At 60.1% G+C, this 20407-nt stretch carries 25 protein-coding genes; 16 read left to right on the top strand and 9 right to left on the bottom strand.

Features of this window, described 5'->3' with window-relative positions; all coding sequences use genetic code 11:
- Positions 1-43 precede the first annotated feature (43 nt).
- The 3 genes from P9A16_RS20680 to P9A16_RS20690 are packed head-to-tail and all read left to right on the top strand — an operon-like array spanning position 44 to position 3204.
- The gene (locus P9A16_RS20680; RefSeq protein WP_023516023.1) at positions 44-901 is read left to right on the top strand and encodes an ABC transporter permease; all 858 of its coding nucleotides are present in this window, start codon (positions 44-46) and stop codon (positions 899-901) included.
- A complete protein-coding gene (locus tag P9A16_RS20685; protein ID WP_023516022.1) occupies positions 894-1724 on the top strand; it encodes a quaternary amine ABC transporter ATP-binding protein in 831 nt (276 codons plus the stop codon). The genes P9A16_RS20680 and P9A16_RS20685 overlap by 8 nt, the downstream gene beginning before the upstream one ends.
- A complete protein-coding gene (locus tag P9A16_RS20690) occupies positions 1717-3204 on the top strand; it encodes an HAL/PAL/TAL family ammonia-lyase (protein ID WP_023516021.1) in 1488 nt (495 codons plus the stop codon). The genes P9A16_RS20685 and P9A16_RS20690 overlap by 8 nt, the downstream gene beginning before the upstream one ends.
- Positions 3205-3299: 95 nt before the next feature.
- On the opposite strand, the gene P9A16_RS20695 is transcribed toward P9A16_RS20690, so the two are convergent.
- Positions 3300-4151 carry a MipA/OmpV family protein gene (locus tag P9A16_RS20695; RefSeq protein ID WP_023516020.1) on the bottom strand — a complete coding sequence of 284 codons (852 nt, stop codon included), beginning with the start codon at positions 4149-4151 and terminating at the stop codon, positions 3300-3302.
- Between the two features lie 396 nt (positions 4152-4547).
- Between P9A16_RS20695 and P9A16_RS20700 the strand changes: the two genes are divergently transcribed.
- From P9A16_RS20700 to P9A16_RS20710, 3 genes are all read left to right on the top strand, one after another.
- Positions 4548-5270 carry a response regulator transcription factor gene (locus P9A16_RS20700; protein ID WP_023517401.1) on the top strand — a complete coding sequence of 241 codons (723 nt, stop codon included), beginning with the start codon at positions 4548-4550 and terminating at the stop codon, positions 5268-5270.
- A complete protein-coding gene (locus P9A16_RS20705; RefSeq protein WP_278025923.1) occupies positions 5270-6616 on the top strand; it encodes an ATP-binding protein in 1347 nt (448 codons plus the stop codon). The genes P9A16_RS20700 and P9A16_RS20705 overlap by 1 nt, the downstream gene beginning before the upstream one ends.
- Before the next feature lie 1557 nt (positions 6617-8173).
- Positions 8174-8410: a DUF6894 family protein gene (locus P9A16_RS20710; RefSeq protein WP_023517445.1), complete on the top strand. Its 237-nt coding sequence runs from the start codon at positions 8174-8176 to the stop codon at positions 8408-8410.
- An 8-nt stretch (positions 8411-8418) separates the two neighbouring features.
- Here P9A16_RS20710 and P9A16_RS20715 read toward each other — a convergent pair whose 3' ends face one another.
- Positions 8419-8619: a hypothetical protein gene (locus P9A16_RS20715; RefSeq protein WP_024270740.1), complete on the bottom strand. Its 201-nt coding sequence runs from the start codon at positions 8617-8619 to the stop codon at positions 8419-8421.
- A gap of 155 nt (positions 8620-8774) precedes the next feature.
- Complete coding sequence (locus P9A16_RS20720; RefSeq protein ID WP_024270739.1) at positions 8775-8999, bottom strand: hypothetical protein; 225 nt, start codon at positions 8997-8999, stop codon at positions 8775-8777.
- Between the two features lie 68 nt (positions 9000-9067).
- Here P9A16_RS20720 and P9A16_RS20725 point away from each other — a divergent pair, with 68 nt between their 5' ends.
- A complete protein-coding gene (locus P9A16_RS20725) occupies positions 9068-9208 on the top strand; it encodes a hypothetical protein (protein WP_156032018.1) in 141 nt (46 codons plus the stop codon).
- Positions 9209-9377: 169 nt separating this feature from the next.
- Positions 9378-9545 (top strand): Thivi_2564 family membrane protein, encoded by a 168-nt coding sequence (locus tag P9A16_RS20730; RefSeq protein ID WP_024270738.1) that lies wholly within the window; start codon positions 9378-9380, stop codon positions 9543-9545.
- A gap of 46 nt (positions 9546-9591) precedes the next feature.
- On the opposite strand, the gene P9A16_RS20735 is transcribed toward P9A16_RS20730, so the two are convergent.
- A complete protein-coding gene (locus P9A16_RS20735; RefSeq protein ID WP_024270737.1) occupies positions 9592-9834 on the bottom strand; it encodes a hypothetical protein in 243 nt (80 codons plus the stop codon).
- Positions 9835-10750: 916 nt separating this feature from the next.
- Between P9A16_RS20735 and P9A16_RS20740 the strand changes: the two genes are divergently transcribed.
- Together P9A16_RS20740 and P9A16_RS20745 are read left to right on the top strand one after the other, a co-directional pair.
- Complete coding sequence (locus P9A16_RS20740; RefSeq protein WP_023517538.1) at positions 10751-11776, top strand: IS110 family transposase; 1026 nt, start codon at positions 10751-10753, stop codon at positions 11774-11776.
- 284 nt (positions 11777-12060) lie between these two features.
- A protein-coding gene (locus P9A16_RS20745; protein ID WP_156031937.1) for an IS3 family transposase occupies positions 12061-13280 on the top strand; the annotation gives its coding sequence in 2 pieces (ribosomal slippage) (positions 12061-12400 and positions 12400-13280; 1221 coding nt in all).
- Positions 13281-13322: 42 nt separating this feature from the next.
- On the opposite strand, the gene P9A16_RS20750 is transcribed toward P9A16_RS20745, so the two are convergent.
- Positions 13323-13583 (bottom strand): hypothetical protein, encoded by a 261-nt coding sequence (locus P9A16_RS20750; protein ID WP_037406257.1) that lies wholly within the window; start codon positions 13581-13583, stop codon positions 13323-13325.
- Positions 13584-13888: 305 nt separating this feature from the next.
- On the opposite strand from P9A16_RS20750, the gene P9A16_RS20755 reads away from it, so the two are divergent.
- The 4 genes from P9A16_RS20755 to P9A16_RS20770 all read left to right on the top strand — a co-directional run bounded on the left by P9A16_RS20755 (position 13889) and on the right by P9A16_RS20770 (position 15069).
- Positions 13889-14098, top strand: a complete 210-nt coding sequence (locus P9A16_RS20755) for a cold-shock protein (protein WP_023517599.1) — start codon at positions 13889-13891, stop codon at positions 14096-14098.
- A 125-nt stretch (positions 14099-14223) separates the two neighbouring features.
- Positions 14224-14511: a hypothetical protein gene (locus P9A16_RS20760; RefSeq protein WP_037406336.1), complete on the top strand. Its 288-nt coding sequence runs from the start codon at positions 14224-14226 to the stop codon at positions 14509-14511.
- A gap of 44 nt (positions 14512-14555) precedes the next feature.
- Positions 14556-14798 (top strand): 30S ribosomal protein S21, encoded by a 243-nt coding sequence (gene rpsU, locus P9A16_RS20765; protein WP_024270347.1) that lies wholly within the window; start codon positions 14556-14558, stop codon positions 14796-14798.
- Positions 14799-14832: 34 nt separating this feature from the next.
- Positions 14833-15069 carry a hypothetical protein gene (locus tag P9A16_RS20770; RefSeq protein ID WP_024270346.1) on the top strand — a complete coding sequence of 79 codons (237 nt, stop codon included), beginning with the start codon at positions 14833-14835 and terminating at the stop codon, positions 15067-15069.
- A 1336-nt stretch (positions 15070-16405) separates the two neighbouring features.
- Here P9A16_RS20770 and P9A16_RS20775 read toward each other — a convergent pair.
- Together P9A16_RS20775 and P9A16_RS20780 are read right to left on the bottom strand one after the other, a co-directional pair.
- Complete coding sequence (locus tag P9A16_RS20775; RefSeq protein WP_024270345.1) at positions 16406-16672, bottom strand: hypothetical protein; 267 nt, start codon at positions 16670-16672, stop codon at positions 16406-16408.
- Positions 16672-16962 (bottom strand): hypothetical protein, encoded by a 291-nt coding sequence (locus tag P9A16_RS20780; RefSeq protein WP_023515404.1) that lies wholly within the window; start codon positions 16960-16962, stop codon positions 16672-16674. Before P9A16_RS20780 ends, P9A16_RS20775 begins: the two co-directional genes overlap by 1 nt.
- A 70-nt stretch (positions 16963-17032) precedes the next feature.
- On the opposite strand from P9A16_RS20780, the gene P9A16_RS20785 reads away from it, so the two are divergent.
- Positions 17033-17494: a hypothetical protein gene (locus P9A16_RS20785; RefSeq protein ID WP_023515403.1), complete on the top strand. Its 462-nt coding sequence runs from the start codon at positions 17033-17035 to the stop codon at positions 17492-17494.
- 40 nt (positions 17495-17534) lie between these two features.
- Here P9A16_RS20785 and P9A16_RS20790 read toward each other — a convergent pair whose 3' ends face one another.
- Both P9A16_RS20790 and P9A16_RS20795 read right to left on the bottom strand, forming a co-directional pair.
- Positions 17535-17744, bottom strand: coding sequence for an ATP-binding protein (locus P9A16_RS20790; protein ID WP_023515402.1), 210 nt, complete (start codon positions 17742-17744; stop codon positions 17535-17537).
- A 135-nt stretch (positions 17745-17879) separates the two neighbouring features.
- On the bottom strand, positions 17880-19466 hold the full coding sequence (locus tag P9A16_RS20795) for an MFS transporter (RefSeq protein WP_023515401.1): 1587 nt from the start codon (positions 19464-19466) through the stop codon (positions 17880-17882).
- A gap of 137 nt (positions 19467-19603) precedes the next feature.
- On the opposite strand from P9A16_RS20795, the gene P9A16_RS20800 reads away from it, so the two are divergent.
- Positions 19604-20344: a helix-turn-helix transcriptional regulator gene (locus P9A16_RS20800; RefSeq protein WP_050746226.1), complete on the top strand. Its 741-nt coding sequence runs from the start codon at positions 19604-19606 to the stop codon at positions 20342-20344.
- Positions 20345-20407 lie beyond the last annotated feature (63 nt).

Below are 20407 nucleotides of genomic sequence, written 5' to 3' on the forward strand. Positions count from 1 at the left end.
GACCGGCCGCCGGATGGCGTCGCCACGCGCGAGGATTTCACCGATGTTTCCCGAAGCCTTCCATATCTCCATCCGTGGCCCCATCAACGATTTCGTTCAGTCGCTGGTGGTGAACTACGGGTTCGTCTTCAAGGCGATCTCGCAAACCCTTCTCCAGGCCATCCTCTTCGTGGAATGGATCCTGCGCGGCCTGCCCTGGTGGGCCGTCTTCATCATCTTCCTGGCGCTCGCCTGGTTCGCATCGAAGAAGATCTCGCTCGTCATCACCGTTGCCGTCATGCTCTTCGCCGTCGGTGCGCTCGGGCTCTGGGACCTGACGATGCAGACCTTGGCACTCATGCTGATCGCCAGTCTCATCTCCGTCGCCATCGGCGTGCCCATGGGCATCTGGCTGGCCAAGAGCGAGCTGATGCGGCGCATCACCCTGCCTGTGCTCGATGTCATGCAGACCATGCCGAGCTTCGTCTATCTCATTCCGGCGATCATGCTCTTCGGCCTCGGCAAGGTACCGGCGGTGCTCGCCACCATCATCTACGCCGTACCGCCGCTCATCCGCCTCACCGACCTCGGCATCCGCCAGGTGGACGGCGAAGTCGTGGAAGCGGCGACCGCTTTCGGCGGCAGCCCGCCGCAGATCCTCTTCGGCGTCGAACTGCCGCTTGCCACCCCGACCATCATGGCCGGCCTCAACCAGACGATCATGATGGCGCTCTCCATGGTCGTCGTCGCCTCGATGATCGGCGCGCGCGGCCTCGGCGAACAGGTGCTGAACGGCATCCAGACGCTTGACGTCGGCAAGGGGTTGGAAGCTGGCCTCGGCATCGTCATCCTCGCGATCGTGCTCGATCGCATCACGCAGGGGTTCGGCCAGATGAGCCGGAAGGAGCGCGGCAATGACTGACATCAAGATCCGCAACGTTTCCAAGATCTTCGGCGGCAACTGGAAGACGGCCCTCGCGATGACCCAGCAGGGCGCCGACAAGGGCGAGGTGCTGGCCAAAACCGGCTGCAGCGTCGGCCTCGACAATGTCAGCCTCGATATTGCGGGCGGCCGCATCTTCGTCATCATGGGCCTGTCGGGCTCCGGCAAATCGACGCTGGTGCGCCACATCAACCGGCTGATCGAGCCGACCAGCGGCGAGATCATCGTCGACGGCAGCAATGTGCTCGACCTCAAGCCGAAGGATCTGCGCGATTTCCGCAATCGCCGCGTCAGTATGGTGTTCCAGAATTTCGGCCTGATGCCGCACCGCACGGTGTTGCAGAATGTCGTCTACGGCCAGCGCGTGCGCGGGCTCACCAAGATAGACGCCAAGCCGATCGGCATGAAGTGGATCGAGACCGTAGGCCTTGCCGGCTACGAGAACAAGTTCCCGCACCAGCTTTCCGGCGGCATGAAGCAGCGCGTTGGCCTTGCCCGGGCGCTCGCTGCCGATACCGACGTCATCCTGATGGACGAGGCCTTTTCTGCGCTCGACCCGCTGATCCGCGCCGACATGCAGGACCAGTTGCTCCAGCTCGAAAAGAACCTGCACAAGACCATCGTCTTCATCACCCATGATCTCGACGAGGCCTTGCGCATCGGCGCGCAGATCGCGATCCTGAAGGACGGCAAGCTGGTGCAGGTCGGAACCCCGAACGAAATCCTCAACAGCCCCGCCAACGACTATGTCGCCCGCTTCGTGCAGCGCCGCGCCGGCGCAGGAGAGGCCCAGCATGCCTGAGACGATCGTTCTCGATCGCCCCCTCACCTGGCAAGAGATCGCCGCCGTCGCAAAGGGCGCGGCGCTCTCTCTGTCAGACAAGACCTGGACGCGCATCGCCAATGCGCGCGCCATCGTCGACGCGCTCGTCGAAAGGCGGGTGCGCGGCTATGGCATCAATACCGGCGTCGGTGCGCTCTGCGACGTCATCGTCGATATTCCCGAGCAGCGGGCACTCTCGCGCAACATCCTCTTCAGCCATGCCTGCGGCGTCGGCGAACCGCTTGGGCGCGAAGAGACCCGCGCCGTGATGGCCGCCCAGATCGCCAATTTCGCGCACGGCTATTCCGGCGTGCGGTTGGAGACGGTGACGGCGCTGCTGGCGCTGCTGAACGCCGATATCCTGCCCGTCATTCCCTCGAAGGGCTCGGTCGGCTATCTCACCCACGCCGCTGCCATCGGTCTCGTCCTGATCGGCGATGGCGAGGCGCGCCACGGAACGGAAACGATCACTGGCAGGCAGGCGCTCGAAGCGCTCGGCATCGTGCCGCTGGTGCTGGAGGCGAAGGAAGGCCTCAGCCTCGTCAACGGCACGCCCTGCGCCACCGGCCTCGCGAGCCTCGCGCTTGCCCGCGCGACTCATCTTGCCGACTGGGCAGACGCCGCCGCGGCGATGACCTATGAAAATCTCGGTGCGCAAGCCGACCCCTTTGCGGCCCGCCCCCTCACGCTGCGCACCTCACCCGGCCTTCAGACCGTGGGCGAAAACCTGCGCCGCCTGCTTACCGGCAGCCGCCTGCTCGCGCACGCGGCGGGCTCACGCACACAGGATCCGCTCAGCTTGCGCGCGGTGCCGCAGGTGCATGGCGCGGTGCGTGACAGCATCGCGCAAATCGCCGCAGTGGTGGACCGGGAACTATCCAGCGTCACCGACAACCCCGTTGTCGCCGGCTCGCGCGAGGCGCCGGAAGTCCATTCGCAAGCCCATGCGGTCGGCGCCGCACTCGGCCTTGCCATGGACGCACTCGGCATCGCCGCAGCCGAGCTTGCGGCCATTTCCGAACGGCGCATCGACCGGCTCGTCAACCCGCTCGTCAGCGGGCTGCCTGCCTTCCTCGCGGATGGCAGCGGCGTCGCCTCAGGCTTCATGATCATCCAGTATACGGCTGCCGCCCTTGTCGCGGAAAACCGCCGCCTTGCCGCCCCCGCCAGCCTCGACGGCGGTATCACGTCGGCCCTGCAGGAAGATATTCTGACCCATGCCACCCCGGCCGCCGACAAGGCGCTCGCCATCATCGCCAATCTCGAAACCGTGCTTGCCATCGAAGTCATGGCCGCCGCCCAGGCCTACGACATGCGTCCTGGTCTGAGCGACAAGGCTTCCGGTACGAATGGCCTCTATGAACGGATACGCGGGATCGTGCCCATCTATCGGGATGACCGGCCGCTCAATGGTCTCCTCGCCATGACGCGAGAGTTCATCAGCACGAACGCGACCTGACACCAAAACCGCCTTGCGGTCGGTATGAAGCGATTGGTGGGCGTGTCCGTCCGGGCCAGTGCGGCAAGGGCGTACAACAAGGTGCCCACCGGCTGCTAGAACTTGTAGCCGACGATCGCCATGAACGACGGCTGCAGTTCTCGTTCAACAATCGGGCTATCCGCAGCATCGCCCAGCAAGGCGCCCATGCCAACTTCACCCCGCATAAGCCAGTTTTCCGTTGCCATATATGTCGCGGATACCGAGAAGTCGACGCGTTTCAGAGACGCCTGGGGCTTGAACGCACGCAAACCCGATGCCGCCGATTGCGCAGCCGTCACGCCGAAATAGGACTGCATGTGCTCCTCGTTGGCAACCGTGGCGGAAATGCCCGCCGATACGAAGAAACGGTCGGTTACGGGCGCGGTATATTCGGCACCGAATTTGCCGATAAGGCTCTCGCTCCCCCCGACCGTCTGATCGACCTCCGCATAGAGCTCCAGCGCCTCCCACCGGTAGGTGGCCCTTGCGCCGATGGTCGCGGCAAAGTCGATGTCGCCGAGGCCCTTCAGCCGGTCACCATCGTCTTCGTCACGCCCCATTTCATAGCCGACCTTACCGGCCAGCGAGAAGCCCTGATGCGTGAAAGCGGTGACGGAAATCCCGCGGGGATCAAGCGTTAGCCAGTCGCCGTAAGTGAAGATGACCGCCGGCAGAGGGCTGACCTTGAAGCCCCTGCTCCCCTCATATTCGGGAGCGTACAGCGCACCTGCGCCAACGATCAGGCTCCACACAGCTCCGTCAGCCGATGAGGGCTCGAACCGCGCCGGGTCGAACGCGGGTTCGGCAACGCTCCCTGATGCGGCGTCAGCTGCATGGCTTCCCGATGGTACGACCAACGGTATCCGCACCGCGCCGACTGCGAAAAGGAGCTTGAGTGTCTGATTGGCTTTTTTATCGGGCTGCATACCTGCTCCACACCATTGATCGCGCCGCGCCACAGAGAAACCGGCGCGGCGCTCGACACCTCCTTGTCCCTCCAAGGGAGCCCCCTTGGGTGTGTTGTTTTGTTGCGGTTTGTTACGGTGAAGGGTTGTTCACGCCGACAGGAGACAAGACGCCTGCTCCGGATGCAGGAATGTGTGCGTTGTAATAAATCTTAACACAACCGAGCGGTTTGGACGCACAAGCGGCCACACTGCTGTCCCTGATCGTCTTTAGCCTTTGCCACAGTCCCCTCCGGAGAAAGGCCGGTGAAACACGGGAAGCCTTGTTTACTCCTACCACAGTAACATTGCCGCAACGGCAACCGACACCCCGCCGGTGTCGGCTTTCACCCCCTTGAAATCGCCAGGGAGACGTTCGTGAATAGCGCGAAAAGAAGCCCGCACATCCTCATCGTCGAGGATGATACGGAGATCGGCCGGCTGCTGGTGGAAACCATGGTGGAAAACGGTATGCAGGCCACGACGGCGGATGACGGACACGCGATGTTCGCGCTGTTGCGACGGCAGGCATTCGACCTTGTCATTCTCGACGTCATGCTTCCTGGTGAAGACGGCATCAGCCTTTGCCGGCGATTGCGTGCGGACAAGACGATCCCCATCATTCTGCTGACCGCGCTGGGCGAGGAGGTGGACCGGATCGTCGGGCTGGAGGTCGGAGCCGACGACTACATCACAAAGCCCTTCAGTCCGCGGGAGGTCGTAGCCCGAATCCGAAGCATTTTGCGTCGTGCTTCTTACGGGCCGGCGGCTGGTGATCGTCAGATACCGCTGCGCTTCGACGGCTGGCGCATCGACCCGATACGCCGTCAGGTGCATGACCCTGCGAACACGCGGGTTGCCCTTACAACCACCGAATTCGACCTCCTGCTCGCCTTCTGCCGAAATCCCGGTCGCGTCATAACACGCGAGGAACTCTTGACCCTCACGCATTCCGGACTTGCCGGCCCCATCGAACGCAGTGTCGACGTGCACATTCGCAGACTGCGGCAGAAGATCGAAGTCGACGCGTCCGATCCCGTTCTTCTAAGGACGGTCCGGCTTGGCGGCTACCTTTTTACCGCCGCCGTCGAGGAGGCGTGATGCGCTTTCCAGGCTTCGGTGCGAGGACGATCCGCGGGCAACTCATGCTGGTCGTGATCCTTGCCATCGGCTCCGTCATTGTGGCCGGACAGGTAATCGAACGGATCAAAACCTTCGACTACGCTGATGCAGTGGACGTCGATCTCGTCGGTCAAAGGGCCTTGACCCTCGCCCTTCTGCTCGACGGCGCTGACGATGCCCAAAGGCAGCGCATCCTTGCGCGTTCGGCCGAGGTCGGCATCGAAATCGACATCGTGCCGCGCGACGCGCTCGAGCGCATTGCAGGCCCGGACGGGTTTCGTTCGAAAATCGGCTCGTTTCTGGCATACCTCTTCCCGCCGGATGGGAACTTGCCCGATGGATCGAAGATGATGCTGGTCGGGCGCAAGCCGATGCTGTCGCTCCCCATCAACGACAAAGAATTTCTCCTGTACAAGTCGTTCCCGGACAGCGTTCTGACGACGGACATCACGGGGCGCATCGTGTATTACTCCCTGGCGCTGGCGATTTTGGGGGTGCTCTTCTCCATTTTCGCCGCGCGGTTTCTGACCGCACCGCTCAAGGCGATCTCAAGCGAGATCCGCGATACCGACGCGTTCCTTTCCCGCTCCACGCTTGTGCCGGAAACCGGCAGCCTCGAGATCAAGGATCTGGCGCGGGCGCTCAATGAGCTCCGGACCCGCATCCACGAGATGATACGCAACCGGACAGGAATGTTGCGGAGCGTCAGCCATGACCTGCGCACGCCGTTGACCCGGGTGCGCCTTCGGGCAGAACGGATCGGGGATGCGGCGATCCGCGACCAGATCCTCGCGGATGTCGAACAGATCAATACCCTGATCGACATCACCCTGGACTACCTTCGCGACGATCGCGACAGGGAGGCGCGCGAACGTACCGACGTCGCCAGCATCATGCAGACCATCTGCGCCAATTTCACGGACATGGGCGCCCATATCAGGTATGCAGGTCCGCCCAGACTGGTCTGGCACTGCAAGCCCATGGCACTTTCGCGGGCGATCACGAACCTCTGTGAAAACGGCATCAAGTTCGGCGGCGAGGTCACGATGAGCCTGAAGTCCACTGACCAATACCTCAGCATCGGCATCCAGGATCGTGGCCCCGGCATTCCCGAGCAGTTTGCGACACAGGTGCTCGAACCCTTCTTCCAGATGGATCCTGCCCGTACGGGCAATACCAAGGCGAGAGGTTTCGGTCTTGGGCTTTCCATTGTCGACGAGATCGTCCGTGATCACGGCGGCCAACTGGAATTCGAGAACACCGCGCCTCGTGGACTATCGGTACGGATCATCCTCCCGAAGGCCTCACCGCGCACGTCGGATTGACCCGAAAACCGCCCGAACCTCTCCGGATCACTGCATGCCGGTGTCCTCCGGCGGGCAACGACAGGTCCCGGCGATACGCACGCGGGTTCACTCAAAAGTTTTCGCCTCTCCTCGCAACCGCCAAACTCCGTTGCCAAGCACTTCACGCGGCCTCGGCGCCCTCTAGCAGCACCATTTTTCTTTCTAGAACGCTGGTTTTTCAGATGTTTTCGGGTGCTCGCCCGGTTTCAATCCACCCCTAAATCCACCCTTTTGCGCTCGCTTAGCGCCTGTCCAACTCCCGTAAGCATCGCGCTGTTGTGGAAGCGTCAGCTCGGATGTTTTACGGGCTCGATGAGGGCTAGTAACGCGGGCAAGCCCATTTTAATATGAGCAACCCCGCGTAACGGTTGAATAGTTCGGATTTAGCCCCACCTTGAGGTTTTGCCTCAACTTGAGCCTAAACGTCCTGATAGCCGCCTGTTCTCAGGTTAGTTTGACGTGAGTTTGATGGACTGGGGGGGCTTCAGGGGCGTCCCCCGACGCTCCGCCTTGTTCAAGACAGCCTCGCGGCCGTCAACCTGGCTCTGGGTAAGCGACGTGCCGAAGTTGCCGGACGCGCGAGCGCGCACCGATGCAAAGAATGCGCTGCGGTTCATGGCGTTGTCCTTTGTGAGGGGAACGAAAGGATTGGTTAGTGAATTAACCTGCTGCGGCCGTTCCCATACGCGGCCTGCGTGAAGGACCCGGTTGAGCGCACGAGGGCGCTCCCGGGTCTGGATCTCGGAATGGAAGGCGCCACTGTGACTGCGAGGTGCCGATCTAGCCAAGCGCGGCCACTGGAAGGGTGTCGGAGCAAACTTGACCGTGGAGCGTATAGCTCACGCTCTCGGTCCTCACCTGAGGATATCCCCGCCGAGAGAAAGCCGGGGCCTGGTAGTCTGGAGCATGCCGGGTCTCGGCGCCTATCGCATCCGCGACGGGTCTCAACTACGGGATATCATCGGGATGATCCAAATTGGTGCTGTTCAGCAGCCAACATTGGGCAGATAGATTGACGGGCTGGCTGCACTTCCCGCCAGCATGAGACCCGGTTGAGTTCCCGGGGGTGTTCCCGGGTCTCGCACATCAATCCCAGAAGCCCTGGATGTTGATTGCTTCGAGCGCCGCGAGATCCGGCGCAGCAAGGATGAGAGCCGCGACGTCCGCCTCTCGATTGAAACACTCGTCGATATGCTGCACGCCAGCCGCCTTTATCGCCCGCAATGTCACCTGGTCGATGTCGATGTGGACGCCCGGCGCCGATTATAAATTCCCTTCAGGGGAGCAACATCTCCGGCTTTGGGTTCCCCGGCACGTTCACTCTATCTTTTCCACCTGCCCCGCTTCGGCGGGGCGTTTTTCTAAGCTACGAGTTGGAACTTCATAGGCGGCGCACGGTTACCTGTGCGCCTCCGCGACGGTCCCTCGTGGGGGTCTTGGGTGGGGCGGGCTTTCTAACTCAGCGGATGGCCCGCCTCTTTCTCTCCCGATAGAAACCTTCTGATTTTGAGGAAGTTGTTGCCGCGAGAGGTGTCCATGCCGCGATTTTTCTTTCACATTCGAGACAGCGATAGCTTTGAGATCGATCCGGAAGGGGTTGAATTCGATAGCGTCGAAGACGCCATCGTCGACGCTAAAGCAGCAGCCAGGGAAATGATGGCCGAGATGCTGCGCACCGGTCAGCCGCTAGATGGGCAGCGTTTTGAAATAGCCGACGAGCGCGGACGGGTGATTGAAATCCTCCCCTTCCGCTCGGTGTTGAATCTGCAGTAGCCCATCTCTCATGGCGGGTCTCCCCCTCGCTTATCGAGATCCGCCAGCAGCATTTCATACATGGCGATCCGGCGCCTTGCCTCGGCAGTAGCATCGTTCTCGCAACTCAGCGTCTTTTCAGTACCGCCGCCTCGAATGCCGTTTTGCTGCAAGTCGAGTATCGCTTGCTCGTTTTTTATCATCCGATGGAGACGGGAGCGAACATCCATACTGTCCTCAAAACCAATGCCATGCCATCCAGAAGCAGGCGTAGGCCGCTATGCCGATGACAAAGCAAAGCGCGATTTGCCGAGCCATGACGCAACGCCCCTCTGGTTCGATAAAGCAGGATGCAACGGAAGGGCGCAAGAGCCGAGCGAAGGGGCTACGTTAAGCGCACGCGGTTGCCGCCGGTATATTCGATATGCCTCTCATATTCGAGGAAGTCGAGCGCGTTGACAATCTGCTGCTCGGTAAAGCCTGCCGCCACAAGGGTAGGTCCGACAAGATAGAGGGCGATCGGGTTATCAGGCGTGCATCCCGCGGCAATCAGTTCGGCGAGGACGGCTTGCTTGCAGCGTTGATGGGTGGTCTGGTTCACGTCTTCCATCGTCAGCTCCTAATGACCGCCCTGTCCCGTACGCGTCGATGCCCGGCGCGCTTTGTACGGAGATCAAAATGTTCCGCATAACTGACGGCCAATGTGATTATGGAATGTTCTATGACCGAGAGGTAGCCGAAAGAATCGCGCAGGAGTTCCGTCGAGAGGGATTTGACGTGGATATTCGAGCGCTCGGCGATGGCGACGAGGAAGACTGACAGGCTTGGCCGGCCCTGTTAATTCCCCGCATTAGCAGGGCCCGCCGGCCGTGCGCTCAGCGAGTAGGAGCATACGGGTTTCTGCCGTACGCCCCACTTGTTTTACTCGTTCGGGGCCATAGTTACGCCCTTACCGCGCAATTGAGCGTTGGCTTAAGGAGTTGGGGCTTTGGCTACATCGGTTCTCGTCAGCATCTTGATTACCTTCCTCGTAATCGTGCTGGTCCTCTATCTCATCGGGCGGCTACCTCTCGATGGACGTGCAAAGCAGATCGCGCAGGTTGTCGTCATCATCATCGGCATTGTCGCGCTGCTAAAGTACATCGCCGTCTTTTAGGAACTGAGGCGGGACGGCACAGTGCCATTGAGTGCGAGCCGTCCCGTCAACTCAGCCAGAATGTTCGATCCCAAACTGGAACAGCGCCTGCAATTTCTATGATGACGAGTCGTACACGCCGCGCCACATCGGGCGGCACGCGGCCGAGAATTATGATTGCCTGGGGTTCGAAGACCAGCTCAATTTTGTGCTGAGAGCAAAGCTCGTCATATGCGATAGCCGCTTTGATTGACGCGCGCAGGCCATAATCTTGCGCGCCGAAACCCGCTCCGAGAGATGCTTGAAACATCTCGCCCTCCATGTTTTCGAGATTTATTGAAAACAAAGATAAGCCCGCGATGTTCCATCGTCGGGAAGGAACAAGTAGCCGGGGCCCGGGTTGGTAAAAGTGGCCGATGCGGCTATGGTCTCCCCCGAGCCAACCATCGTTGTAGGGGTCCCAGTCTAGGCCGTACTGGGGGTCGTTTGCGGCACTTCGACGACCCCTTTTCCATTAATTGATCCTGAGGCACCATAATGGAAAACAGATCACGCGTTGCTATTGGGCGCCGGGTTTCCACGGTCCTGGCGATAGCGGCGATTTTGTTCCTTGCTTTCATGGCACTTCTGGGAGCGCTTACCCTCATGTGAGCCGACTTAGAGGCGGTCAGGCTCTCAATGTGGCCCGCTCATGACAAAACGGCACGATTTTGAAAGCGAGCCTGCGATCCTGACCGCTACCGTCCTGCCGCCTTCCCCAATTTTGCAAGCAAGGAAGGCTCTGCGCAGAAGCGAGCGGGCGTCGCCTCTGAATTTCGAAATATGAGATTGCGCCTGCAAGGTAATCTGGTCCCTGCTTTTTCCTTGCATTAGCGGGGCCGTCGCCCGCGGCTTGCCATTCATCGCTCAGCGAGTGCGGCACACGGGTTTCTGCCGCATGCCACACTCTGACCCGCTAAACCTATAGGGAAGCTGAGAGGGCTGATGGCGTTCTACAGATCAAGCGTGGCCCGATCAATTCGCCACCCATGACGGTCGAGGCTACGCCAGGAACTTGGACCATCTCCATGTCGAGATTTCCATGATTGAAATGGCCCCCTAAATCGCCGGACAGGCTCTCCCACTTAGATAAGTGATAGGAGATGGGGTGGTTGCCGTCCTCCCCTAACAGCATGGGAACTATGCCAGGATGATGTGGCGTAGAGCACCAGCGGAGAGGATGGCAAATGAAAGACATGATGATCGGCGTGGACTTGGCAAAAAGTGTTTTCCAGCTTCACGGAGCGACAATGACAGGGCACGTGAAATTCCGCAAGAAACTGGCGCGAGGGCAGTTCTACCGGTTCATGGCGACACAAGCACCTGCACTTGTCGTTATGGAAGCCTGCGGCAGCGCGCATTACTGGTCGCGAGAACTTGTCAAACTGGGCCATGAAGTAAAGTTGATCGCGCCGCAATATGTGCGGCCGTTCGTGAAGCGGCAGAAAAACGATGCTGCTGATGCCGAGGCTATCGTTATTGCAGCTCGTCAGCCCGAAATGCGTTTCGTCTCACCCAAAACCGCGGACCAGCAAGCTCAGGCGATCCTGTTTCGAGCACGCGAGCGTATTGTCCATCAACGAACGGAGCTGATGAATGCTCTGCGTGCTGTTCTCTACGAGTATGGGCAGACTGTTCCGCTCGGGATTGGCCGCGTCAAGCGCATCGCAGTGATAGTTGAGGACGTTGATATCGACCTGCCTGAGCTTGTGCGAGATGAATGCCGTGATCTGCTAGCACAGATCAACGAGAAGACCGCACGGATCGAGGAAAAGACGAAGCGGCTTATCGAGTTGTCACGGCAGAGCGATAATGCAAGGCGGCTTCAGACCATGCCGGGCGTTGGGCCGATGATTGCAATGGCTGTTGAGGCCTTCGCGCCAGCGATGGAAAACTTCCAATGTGGGCGTAACTTTGCCGCTTGGCTTGGCCTTGTTCCTCGGCAGTTCTCATCTGGTGGAAAGGAACGGCTCGGGCGAGCTTCAAAAGCCGGACAGGCTGACATACGCAGGCTGCTGATAATCGGGGCGATGACCCGTGTCAGGTGGGCGAGTCTCAAGCCACCTGTGAAGGGCTCATGGTTAGCGCGGATGTTGACAAGAAAGCCGCGGATGCTGGTAGCGATTGCACTGGCGAACAAGATGGCCCGAAGAATATGGGCAATGTTGATGAAGCAGGAGGATTATCGAAACCAGGCGTTGGTTGTGGCCTGACAAGAACCGGCTGCGAGTAGCAGAGCCGGCGATGAGGTGTGAGAAGTCGACGACCTGAATGGGCGCATGATCGAACTGATCGGGATTGGGAAAACCAGAACATTACTCAGGGTCTGTAGCCCGTGTAGGAGATTTGGACCCGATCCGCAGATCACCATACCGGCCAGCGGTCTTTCGAAGTGCCGCAATAAAAGGCCTGACAGAAGACCGCACTCGATCACACGTCAGAAGGGTTGGAAACTTCTTGCGCAACGGACGGCAACCACAGAAGTAATGTCGGCATTATGACTAGCAGCAACAATAAGATTGAGGTCCTGTCGGGCCCTGAGCGCCGTCGTCGGTGGGGCACGGCGGAGAAGCTGGCGATTGTCCGTGAGACCTACGAGGCGGATGCGACGGTGAGCCTCGTTGCCCGTCGTCACGGCATCGCCCCGAACCAGTTGTTTGGCTGGCGCAGGCTGGCCGCTCAAGGCGCACTGACGGCGACGGCAGCCGAGGAAGAGGTCGTCCCGGCTTCCGAATACCGGGCGCTTCAGAACCAGGTGAAGGAGTTGCAGCGTCTCTTGGGCAAGAAGACGATGGAAGGCGAAATCCTCAAGGAAGCCCTCGAAATCGCCACCGGCTCAAAAAAACACCTGTTGCGCACGCTCTCTCTGCCGAAGGACGTTTTAAAGTGAAGGCCGTCTGCGAGACGCTGGGTGTCGCCCGCTCGAATGTCGCTGCGCGTGCCGCACGCTCCCCTTCCGGAGCCAGAGGACGGCCACCACAGCCGGATCGGGAACTGGTGGAGGAGATCAAGGCCATCATCGCCGACCTGCCGACCTATGGCTATCGGCGGGTTCACGCTGTCCTGCGTCGCAACGCCCGCGAACAAGGGCGTCCGTGGCCGAATGCCAAGCGTGTCTACCGGGTGATGCGGCTGCACGATCTCCTGCTCGAACGTCACACCGGAACTGTCGATCCGCGCCGTCACGATGGCCGGGTTGCGGTCGAGCGCTCGAACATCCGCTGGTGCTCGGACGGCTTCGAGATCGGTTGCGACAACAAGGAGAAGGTCCGCGTCGCCTTCGCCCTCGACTGCTGCGACCGGGAGGCAATCGCCCATGTCGCCACCACCGAAGGCATCAAGAGCCAGGACGTGCAGGACCTCATCATCACCGCCGTGGAGAACCGCTTCGGCCGCATCAACATCCTGCCGGAGCCGATCGAATGGCTCACCGACAATGGCTCCTGCTTCGTCGCCAAGGACACCAAATCCTTGCTTCGCGACATCGGCATGGAGCCGTGTTCGACGCCGGTGCGCAGCCCCCAGTCGAATGGCATGGCGGAGGCCTTCGTCAAAACCTTCAAGAGGGACTACGTCGCGGTCAACCCGACCCCGGATGCCGAAACCGTCATCGCCCATCTGCCGTTCTGGTTCGAGCACTACAACGCCCTTCACCCACACAAGGCTTTGGGATATCGCTCACCGCGTGAGTTCCTGAGCCTCAAATCTCAAACCTGAGAATGTCCGGTCTTTAGGGGGCAACTACACCAACGGAAAACCTCACTTCGTCGGCTTCACCTGCGAAACCACTCTAGGCTTCGACGGAGCGTCCAGCCACTCAATCCATTTTCCTCGCTCTTCGATTGTGTCGAAGAGCCGCAAGAGTTTGTAACCCCCATCCCTTGTTTCCAGCATCTCGCCAAGAGACGCAAGTTCCAAGGGCAACGTCACCTCATTGCCGTCGAATCGTACAAAGTAAATGCTCTCGGCCGAGAGCTGCACGACTGGCGCGGTTCGATGCGTCGGACGAATACCTTGCACACCGCCCTGGCACGGATTGCCCCCTGCTTCGGCAAATAACGGCGAAATCCAAAGGCTCCTCGAAAAAAAATAACCCGCGCTACCGCTTTGAAAATGAGGGCGTTTAGCAAAAAGAAAATGCTGCCTCGGGGTATTGGCAAAAATAAAAACTTGCTTGTGCTGCGGAAAAACCTATCTTCAGCCCATCGAACTTTGCTTGTGACCTTTTGTCTATCGCCCCAGTGGCCCGGTCAGATCTCCTCTCATCGTCGATCTACATGGTTCGTCAATCCGACGACATCAACAACGATTGAAAGGAAATCGTTATGAACACAGGCACTGTAAAGTGGTTCAACAGCACCAAGGGCTTTGGCTTTATCGCACCCGACAACGGTGCAACAGACGTTTTCGTGCACATTTCCGCCATCGAACGCGCGGGCCTCAACTCTCTCGTTGAGGGCCAAAAGGTAAGCTACGATGTCGTGCAGGACCGAAAGTCTGGCAAGAGCTCGGCTGACAATCTGCGCGCAGCATAAGGAATTGTCGTCTCTCTGACGCTGACCACGGATGTACTGGCAGCGCCGATGACGAACGACAGGAAGAGGTCGGGGTGATGCCCGGCCTTTTTGTTTTCAACCACACGCTACGCGAGGACCTGGTCATGAGCCAGACAGTTTATGCCGTTGGCGACATGGTGAAGCTCAAGCCTGATCTATTCCGCCGCGCGGAAGGCAACCGACCCTGCCGAATTGTAGGTGTCCGGCCGTCAGACCGCGGGGAGATCCAGTACCGAGTCCGCCTTGGCGACGAGAAGTTTGAACGCCGCATCCTTGCGAGCGATATCGAGGAACAGGAAAGCGCAACAGCGCGGCCGGCGCCTGCTCCGCGAGGTTCTGAAAGCAACAAAGAGCCTTGGTTCAAAGCTTCGAGCATCCGGATCAGGAAGTAATCAGATCATAACAGCGGCATCGACCGCTATCGGAAGGAAATATCTTGCAGGTTCTCGTACGGGACAACAATGTCGATCAGGCCCTTCGCGTTCTGAAAAAGAAGATGCAGCGGGAAGGCCTTTTCCGCGAAATGAAGGCACGGAGCGCCTTTGAAAAGCCTTCGGAAAAGCGAGTGCGCGAGAAGGCGGAAGCCGTGCGGCGTGCCCGCAAGCTGGCACGCAAGAAAGCGCAACGTGAAGGATTGATTCCCGCGCCAAAGAAGAAGACGGCCATTGGCCGGCCCTAACGGACGCTCGGAATTACCCCGAAGGAGGTGACGAATGATGGCTACAAAACAGCAATTCTTCAAACCCACGAAGGCAAGCGCGGAGCAGAAGTCGGAAGCGACCACTTTCGTTGCGAGAGGAATTATCGAGCAGGAAGCAAAGGCACGCGAAATCAAAACCGAAAAGCTCCGTGCGCTTCGTTTAGCGCAAGAGGCTGTTGCCACGCCTGCACTGACGCCACAACGTAAGCGACAGGAAAAGCAAGTCCGGCGGAGAGCGGTTGGTAGATAACCGATCATCCGGTGACGAGCTCAGCACCTCTCCTGCTGCGAACGTCATGGAACGAAAAGTGGGCGCCACTCACTCCTCGGGAGCAACCGGCACCAGGCGCCTAGATCGATAGGGGCCCTTTCAAACCACGGCTCCAAGCCGCTCTCAGGTATCCACTTGAAGAAGTCTTTCATGCACCGCCGCGCCTAGCCACTCAGCATGTCGTCTCCTTAAGGCTGCCATCACTGAATGATGCATGCCCCGGCCAATCGCAGCCTTGCGCTCAGCGCTCCACTCGCGCCGACGGCCGCTGCCCGTGAAAACCTCGAACCGGCGCGCCGGCTCTTCGGATCGCCGCGCTTCAGGCTCACTGTGCCCTGGCTGAGGAGGTCGGCAAGCGCCTGAGTGGCGGTTTAGCCCCTGACACGTTCGGTCCCACATTTGGACCGACTGTCTTCGACTGGTGGGCAACGCCTTGCTGCTCTTTTTACGCAATTTGAGGCGTTAAAAACTCGCGCTATGCGTGAATTAATCTTGTTCCGATGCAGAAACTTAGTACCGTTGAGGGAGATTCGGCAACCGATTAGCCGGCGCGCTTCTTAATCAAATCCACCGAAAACGGGAGTTAACCTCGTGAAATGGCCAACTGTTCAGCCAGCGGGAAGCTTGCAGAGGGGGACATTCAATACCCCCGATCATATCCAGGATATGTCCCGGCGGATGCATCAAGAGATTTCTCGGGGAACATTCAATCTGTTTCCAACACAGAATGCTCCCTCGGGAAACAGAGGCCAACGAACGAACCCACTCGGAGCATTCCAGTCGGGCGATAAAAAGCTGGGGCGGCAAAACTATGATGTTCGCTTCAACGTCCACATCTGCAAATACATAATACTTAGCTGGGGCAGAAACGCCTACACTAGCGATACGAAGAAGGGGGGCGCCCCGATAGCCGTATCATATCAGGGGCAGCTTCTGTCGGTCTCGTGCCACATCGACATTACGACGCCCCGGGACAACATGCTTTGGCATGGGATCGAAGGCCCACACGTTGTCATAGAGGGCTACAAGTTGCCCAACGGCACCCACCCTCACAGATACTTCAAGCCCAGAAATTCAACTTTTGAGATTACGCCTAATGATTTGTTCAAGCTATACATTTGGGAGCGAGACAACAATGCGGGCAGAGCGATGAACGATCCCGCGAGAACGTGGCCTGACTGGTTGCTAGAGCGCCTAGGAAGAGGGTGTATCACCGGCTGAACGCTCTCAACGTGGCAGCTCAAATTATGGACTGAGGAGCGAGAGGGCGTGCGCTGCCTGCTCGACGCGAATTCCCTCGGGATTGCAGCTCGCTTCATCCTATCTGCCTCAAGTTCGTATCAGTGAACATGATGAGGTCGAATGCTTCCTGGTCTGCGATACCAGACTCTGCCGGGTCGGCTTCCAGATCATATTCAGGCCGGCCGTTGATGATTGAGGGCCGTACCGACAAAGATGGTTCTTCATCGGCGCCGTCTTCAAGGTCGCAATCACCGTCCATCATGTCGAGAAGCGAAATCATCTTCTCGATGCATCGCTCCAGTTCGGAGCGGCGGAAACGTTCGATTGCCGCGCTCTTCATTATTCGCGCTCCTCGGCAAGAGTTTCCACCAGCGCCCTTAGTTTCGGCTCGACCTGGCTGGCCCAGCGATCCGTGCCAACCAGGAGTATGATAGCCAACTCCCTTGCTGTTGCTGGCTGGCTGCCCTCTATCTGGTCCTGTAGAGCTTGGCACTCGGCAAGGAGAGGCTCGGCGTCCTCGTCTGCGATGGGCAAGGATGCAAGGCGCTCGGCCTCGCACCAACGCCGGAACAGCTCTTCAATGGTTGTGGGCATAGCTGCGCCGGCTACCGGAACGGTTTCGTTCGGCATGATCGTATCTCCAGCATGAATTTGAGGATGTCGGAACGGCTTCTGGCGGCACCGCGTCAATGGTTATCGCATGGCCCGTGATGCCGCTGCGCCTCTCTATCAGGCCGGGCGTGAACGCCTTGCAGCTCGCCAGCTTGCCGACAGCGCGACCGACCTTTCCGCCTTCCGCCGCTCCCTTGAAGATCCGGCCGCCGACCTGGTTTCCGGTTCACAGCCCACCACCTTCCAGGCAACAGGCGACATGGGGGTTGGTGGTCTTGAGCGCGGTATCCAGACGAAACGGCCCGAGGCATTCCAGCAGCGCCGCGTTGATCAGAATTCGGCAAGGCTTGCCGCCCTTGAAGGTGTCCAGCGCGACGGCTCTCCTGAAAAGGTGGCTAATGCCGCTCGCCAGATTGTGCAGGCCGTCAGCGAACGTGCGCAGGCCGCCTATGACGACGTGGTGGCACGATCGACGGCCAACGTGGATGAAGCCGTTTCCGACCCACCCCTCAATCCACCCTTCGTCGTGAGATTGAGTGATAGGCGATAAAAATCCATGATCTGGAACGCATCATGAACGGCGCGGAAGGTCAATAGCTCTGATAGGCAGTGATCGGAGATAAATTACTTCGACATTCCAATTGGATGCCCTTCTGCGGACTGGGAAAGACGAGGCTTGCAGCCAGGCCGCCGCCAACCGCGTCTCCCAAGCCAACCGATCCGCCATGGGTCGACATGACCTGGCTGACAATGGCAAGTCCCATACCGGTTCCCTCGCAGCGGACGACGAAGCCGGCCATCAGCGTCTGCTCGCCACGCCGCCATCGTCCTGTCCCTTCCCCTCCCTGGCCAAAACCGCGCAACCGGGGAGCGATGAAGGAGCGTCGTCGCCGGACGGGCGAAGGCGATGCATCGGAGGTCGGACAATCCTGGGCCTACGGGCCGCGGTGCGAATCGCCGCCTTCGATGGCGCCGACGTGCCGCAGCGAAACAGCGGCAAGAACCGCAAGAATGGCGACGCCTGCGGCACTAAACATCGCCGCATTGCTGAACCCTGCCGTGAATGCGGCCTGTGCCGTCTCCATGAGGCCAGGCGGCAGTTCCGAAGCGACCGACATCGCCGCCCACAGGCTGTCACCAACGGCCCTGTGGGCCTCCGCGCCGAGCCCCTCCGGTATTCGACCGGTCATGGCCTGACGATAGATAGCGGTTGCAAGGCTGCCAAGCACCGCAATACCGAGCGATATGCCGAGATCCTGCACCGTCTCGGACATCGCTGAAGCCGAGCCGGCTTTTTCCACGGGAGCCGAGCCGACCACCAGATCCGTGCCAAGCGCCGCAATCGTGCCGAGCCCGAGATAGGCAAGCGAAAATCCGGCGACGACGATAATGACACCGCAAGTGCTGGTATCGATCCGGGTCAGCAACAGGTACCCCACCACCGACAGTCCCAGGGCACCCGCCACGACGAAACCGGGGCGAACGCGCCGCGCGATCAGGGGCGCTGCGACACCTGCAGCGACCATGGCAAGGGCTGGTGGCCCCATCCAGAGACCGGCGACGAGCGGAGAAAAACCGGCAACGAGCTGCAGGTACTGGGTAACCAGCAGCATCGTGCCGCCAACCGCGACAAGGCCGAACAGCAGCACGACCAGCGCCACGCTGAAAGCCCGACTTGAAAACAGGCTGATGTCGAGCAGCGGATCGGCAAGCCGACGCTGCCGGCGCACGAACAGCACGGCAAAGGCGAGCCCCACCGCAATCGCCCCGATCGGCTGCACCCCAAGATCATCCTTGGCAAACTGCTTGATGCCGTAGATCACCGGCAGCATGGCGGCGAGCGAAAGGCCGACGCTTGCAAGGTCCAGCCTGCCGGCCCGTGGTGCCCGATATTCCGGCAGAAGGGCGGGCGCCAGCACGAGCAAAAGGCCGACAATCGGGACGGCCAGGAGAAACGCGGCGCCCCACCAGAAATACGCCAGGAGCACGCCACCCACCACCGGGCCGAGCGCCATGCCGAGCGCAAACATGGTCGCCCATATGCCAAAGCCGAGCGCACGCTGCCTCGGGTCGGCAAACATGTTCGTGATGAGGGCCAGCGTCGAGGGCATCAATGTTGCACCGGCCATTCCCAGCAGGCCCCGTGCGACAATCAGCATGGTGGCGCTCGTGGAGAAGGCCGCGAGTATCGAGGCAAGCGCGAAGGCGGCTGCGCCGATCATCAGGAGTTTGCGACGCCCGATGCGGTCACCGAGCGTTCCCATGGTGATCAGAAAACCCGCTATCAGGAAGCCGTAGGCATCCATGATCCAGAGAGCCTGCGTGCTGGTCGGCTGCAGATCAGCGGCGAGCGCCGGAAGCGCCAGATGAAGAAGGGTAAGATCGAGGCCGAGCAGGATGGTGGGCAGGGCAAGCAGTGCAAGCCCCAACCAATCGCGGATACTGGCTGTTGCGGGCGGCGGAGGCAGCCCGGCAGTCAGGATTCCAGAGGGCGGAAGATCAAGTTCGTCGTGAGAAGTCATGCTGCCTCCTTGTTGCAGGCAGACTTTCCAGGCATGATCATCCTGTTACAATATTGGAAATTATCCTGTTACCAAAGGCAACAGTCTTGTCGACCCGCTCATTCGCACGCACGCGAACCGACCTTTCCGACTTCCTGATGCGTCACCGGACAAAGCTGACGCCAGCCGATGCCGGCCTGCCCGCGACGGGCCAGCGCCGGACGCCCGGCCTCCGGCGCGAGGAGGTGGCTGCGCTCGCGGGGGTGGGGCTCACCTGGTACACCTGGTTCGAGCAGGGGCGCGATATCCAGGTCTCCGAGAGTTTCCTGCTCAAGGTGTCGAAAGCGCTGAAACTCGACGACGCCGAGTGCAGCCATCTCTTCCTGCTCGCACACCGGCGCCCACCGCCACCGGAAGCCTATCAATGGCCGTCCGTCGGCTCGCTCGTTCAGACATTGCTGGACGATCTTGTCATGCGGCCCGCCTATGTGGTCAACCTTCGCTGGGATGTTGTTGCCTGGAACCGCGCGGCCGACGATTTGTTCAGCTTCACACCCCGCGAGCGGTCCGACCGCAATGTCATGCGCCTCCTCTTTGCCGACCCGCAATTCCGCCACCGCCTCCCCGAATGGCGCGCCGAGGCGCCGAGACTTCTCACGCAGTTTCGCTATGACCTTGCGGGAGCGCCCGACGATCCCGCGATGCTGGGCCTTGTCGATGAACTGAAGCGACTCTCACCGGATTTCCGCCGTTGGTTCGAGCAGCCGAGCTTGGAAAACTACGCCCGGGGTATCGGCACCCTGCTGGATCGAGACGGAGCCACTCTCCGCTTCTTGCATGAGATGCTCACCGTGGACGAGTACCGGCACCTGAGGATGGTCGTCTATTTTCGGCAGTAGCGCCGACCACCCCTGCCCGTCGATCACGTTGGAGCGGCCGTGGGATCCGGCCGATCATGCGGC

It is taken from the genome of Shinella sp. 838 (assembly GCF_029623935.1).
In the GTDB taxonomy this organism is placed as follows: domain Bacteria; phylum Pseudomonadota; class Alphaproteobacteria; order Rhizobiales; family Rhizobiaceae; genus Shinella.

Excerpts from the sequence above, each read along its gene's own strand:
- P9A16_RS20680 (WP_023516023.1), top strand. The coding sequence starts at position 44 with ATGTTTCCCGAAGCCTTCCATATCTCCATCCGTGGCCCCATCAACGAT.
- P9A16_RS20685 (WP_023516022.1), top strand. The coding sequence starts at position 894 with ATGACTGACATCAAGATCCGCAACGTTTCCAAGATCTTCGGCGGCAAC.
- P9A16_RS20690 (WP_023516021.1), top strand. The coding sequence starts at position 1,717 with ATGCCTGAGACGATCGTTCTCGATCGCCCCCTCACCTGGCAAGAGATC.
- P9A16_RS20695 (WP_023516020.1), bottom strand. The coding sequence starts at position 4,151 with ATGCAGCCCGATAAAAAAGCCAATCAGACACTCAAGCTCCTTTTCGCA.
- P9A16_RS20705 (WP_278025923.1), top strand. The coding sequence starts at position 5,270 with ATGCGCTTTCCAGGCTTCGGTGCGAGGACGATCCGCGGGCAACTCATG.
- P9A16_RS20710 (WP_023517445.1), top strand. The coding sequence starts at position 8,174 with ATGCCGCGATTTTTCTTTCACATTCGAGACAGCGATAGCTTTGAGATC.
- P9A16_RS20715 (WP_024270740.1), bottom strand. The coding sequence starts at position 8,619 with ATGGATGTTCGCTCCCGTCTCCATCGGATGATAAAAAACGAGCAAGCG.
- P9A16_RS20720 (WP_024270739.1), bottom strand. The coding sequence starts at position 8,999 with ATGGAAGACGTGAACCAGACCACCCATCAACGCTGCAAGCAAGCCGTC.
- P9A16_RS20725 (WP_156032018.1), top strand. The coding sequence starts at position 9,068 with ATGTTCCGCATAACTGACGGCCAATGTGATTATGGAATGTTCTATGAC.
- P9A16_RS20735 (WP_024270737.1), bottom strand. The coding sequence starts at position 9,834 with ATGTTTCAAGCATCTCTCGGAGCGGGTTTCGGCGCGCAAGATTATGGC.
- P9A16_RS20740 (WP_023517538.1), top strand. The coding sequence starts at position 10,751 with ATGAAAGACATGATGATCGGCGTGGACTTGGCAAAAAGTGTTTTCCAG.
- P9A16_RS20755 (WP_023517599.1), top strand. The coding sequence starts at position 13,889 with ATGAACACAGGCACTGTAAAGTGGTTCAACAGCACCAAGGGCTTTGGC.
- P9A16_RS20760 (WP_037406336.1), top strand. The coding sequence starts at position 14,224 with ATGAGCCAGACAGTTTATGCCGTTGGCGACATGGTGAAGCTCAAGCCT.
- P9A16_RS20770 (WP_024270346.1), top strand. The coding sequence starts at position 14,833 with ATGATGGCTACAAAACAGCAATTCTTCAAACCCACGAAGGCAAGCGCG.
- P9A16_RS20775 (WP_024270345.1), bottom strand. The coding sequence starts at position 16,672 with ATGAAGAGCGCGGCAATCGAACGTTTCCGCCGCTCCGAACTGGAGCGA.
- P9A16_RS20780 (WP_023515404.1), bottom strand. The coding sequence starts at position 16,962 with ATGCCGAACGAAACCGTTCCGGTAGCCGGCGCAGCTATGCCCACAACC.
- P9A16_RS20785 (WP_023515403.1), top strand. The coding sequence starts at position 17,033 with ATGGCCCGTGATGCCGCTGCGCCTCTCTATCAGGCCGGGCGTGAACGC.
- P9A16_RS20790 (WP_023515402.1), bottom strand. The coding sequence starts at position 17,744 with ATGGCCGGCTTCGTCGTCCGCTGCGAGGGAACCGGTATGGGACTTGCC.
- P9A16_RS20795 (WP_023515401.1), bottom strand. The coding sequence starts at position 19,466 with ATGACTTCTCACGACGAACTTGATCTTCCGCCCTCTGGAATCCTGACT.
- P9A16_RS20800 (WP_050746226.1), top strand. The coding sequence starts at position 19,604 with ATGCGTCACCGGACAAAGCTGACGCCAGCCGATGCCGGCCTGCCCGCG.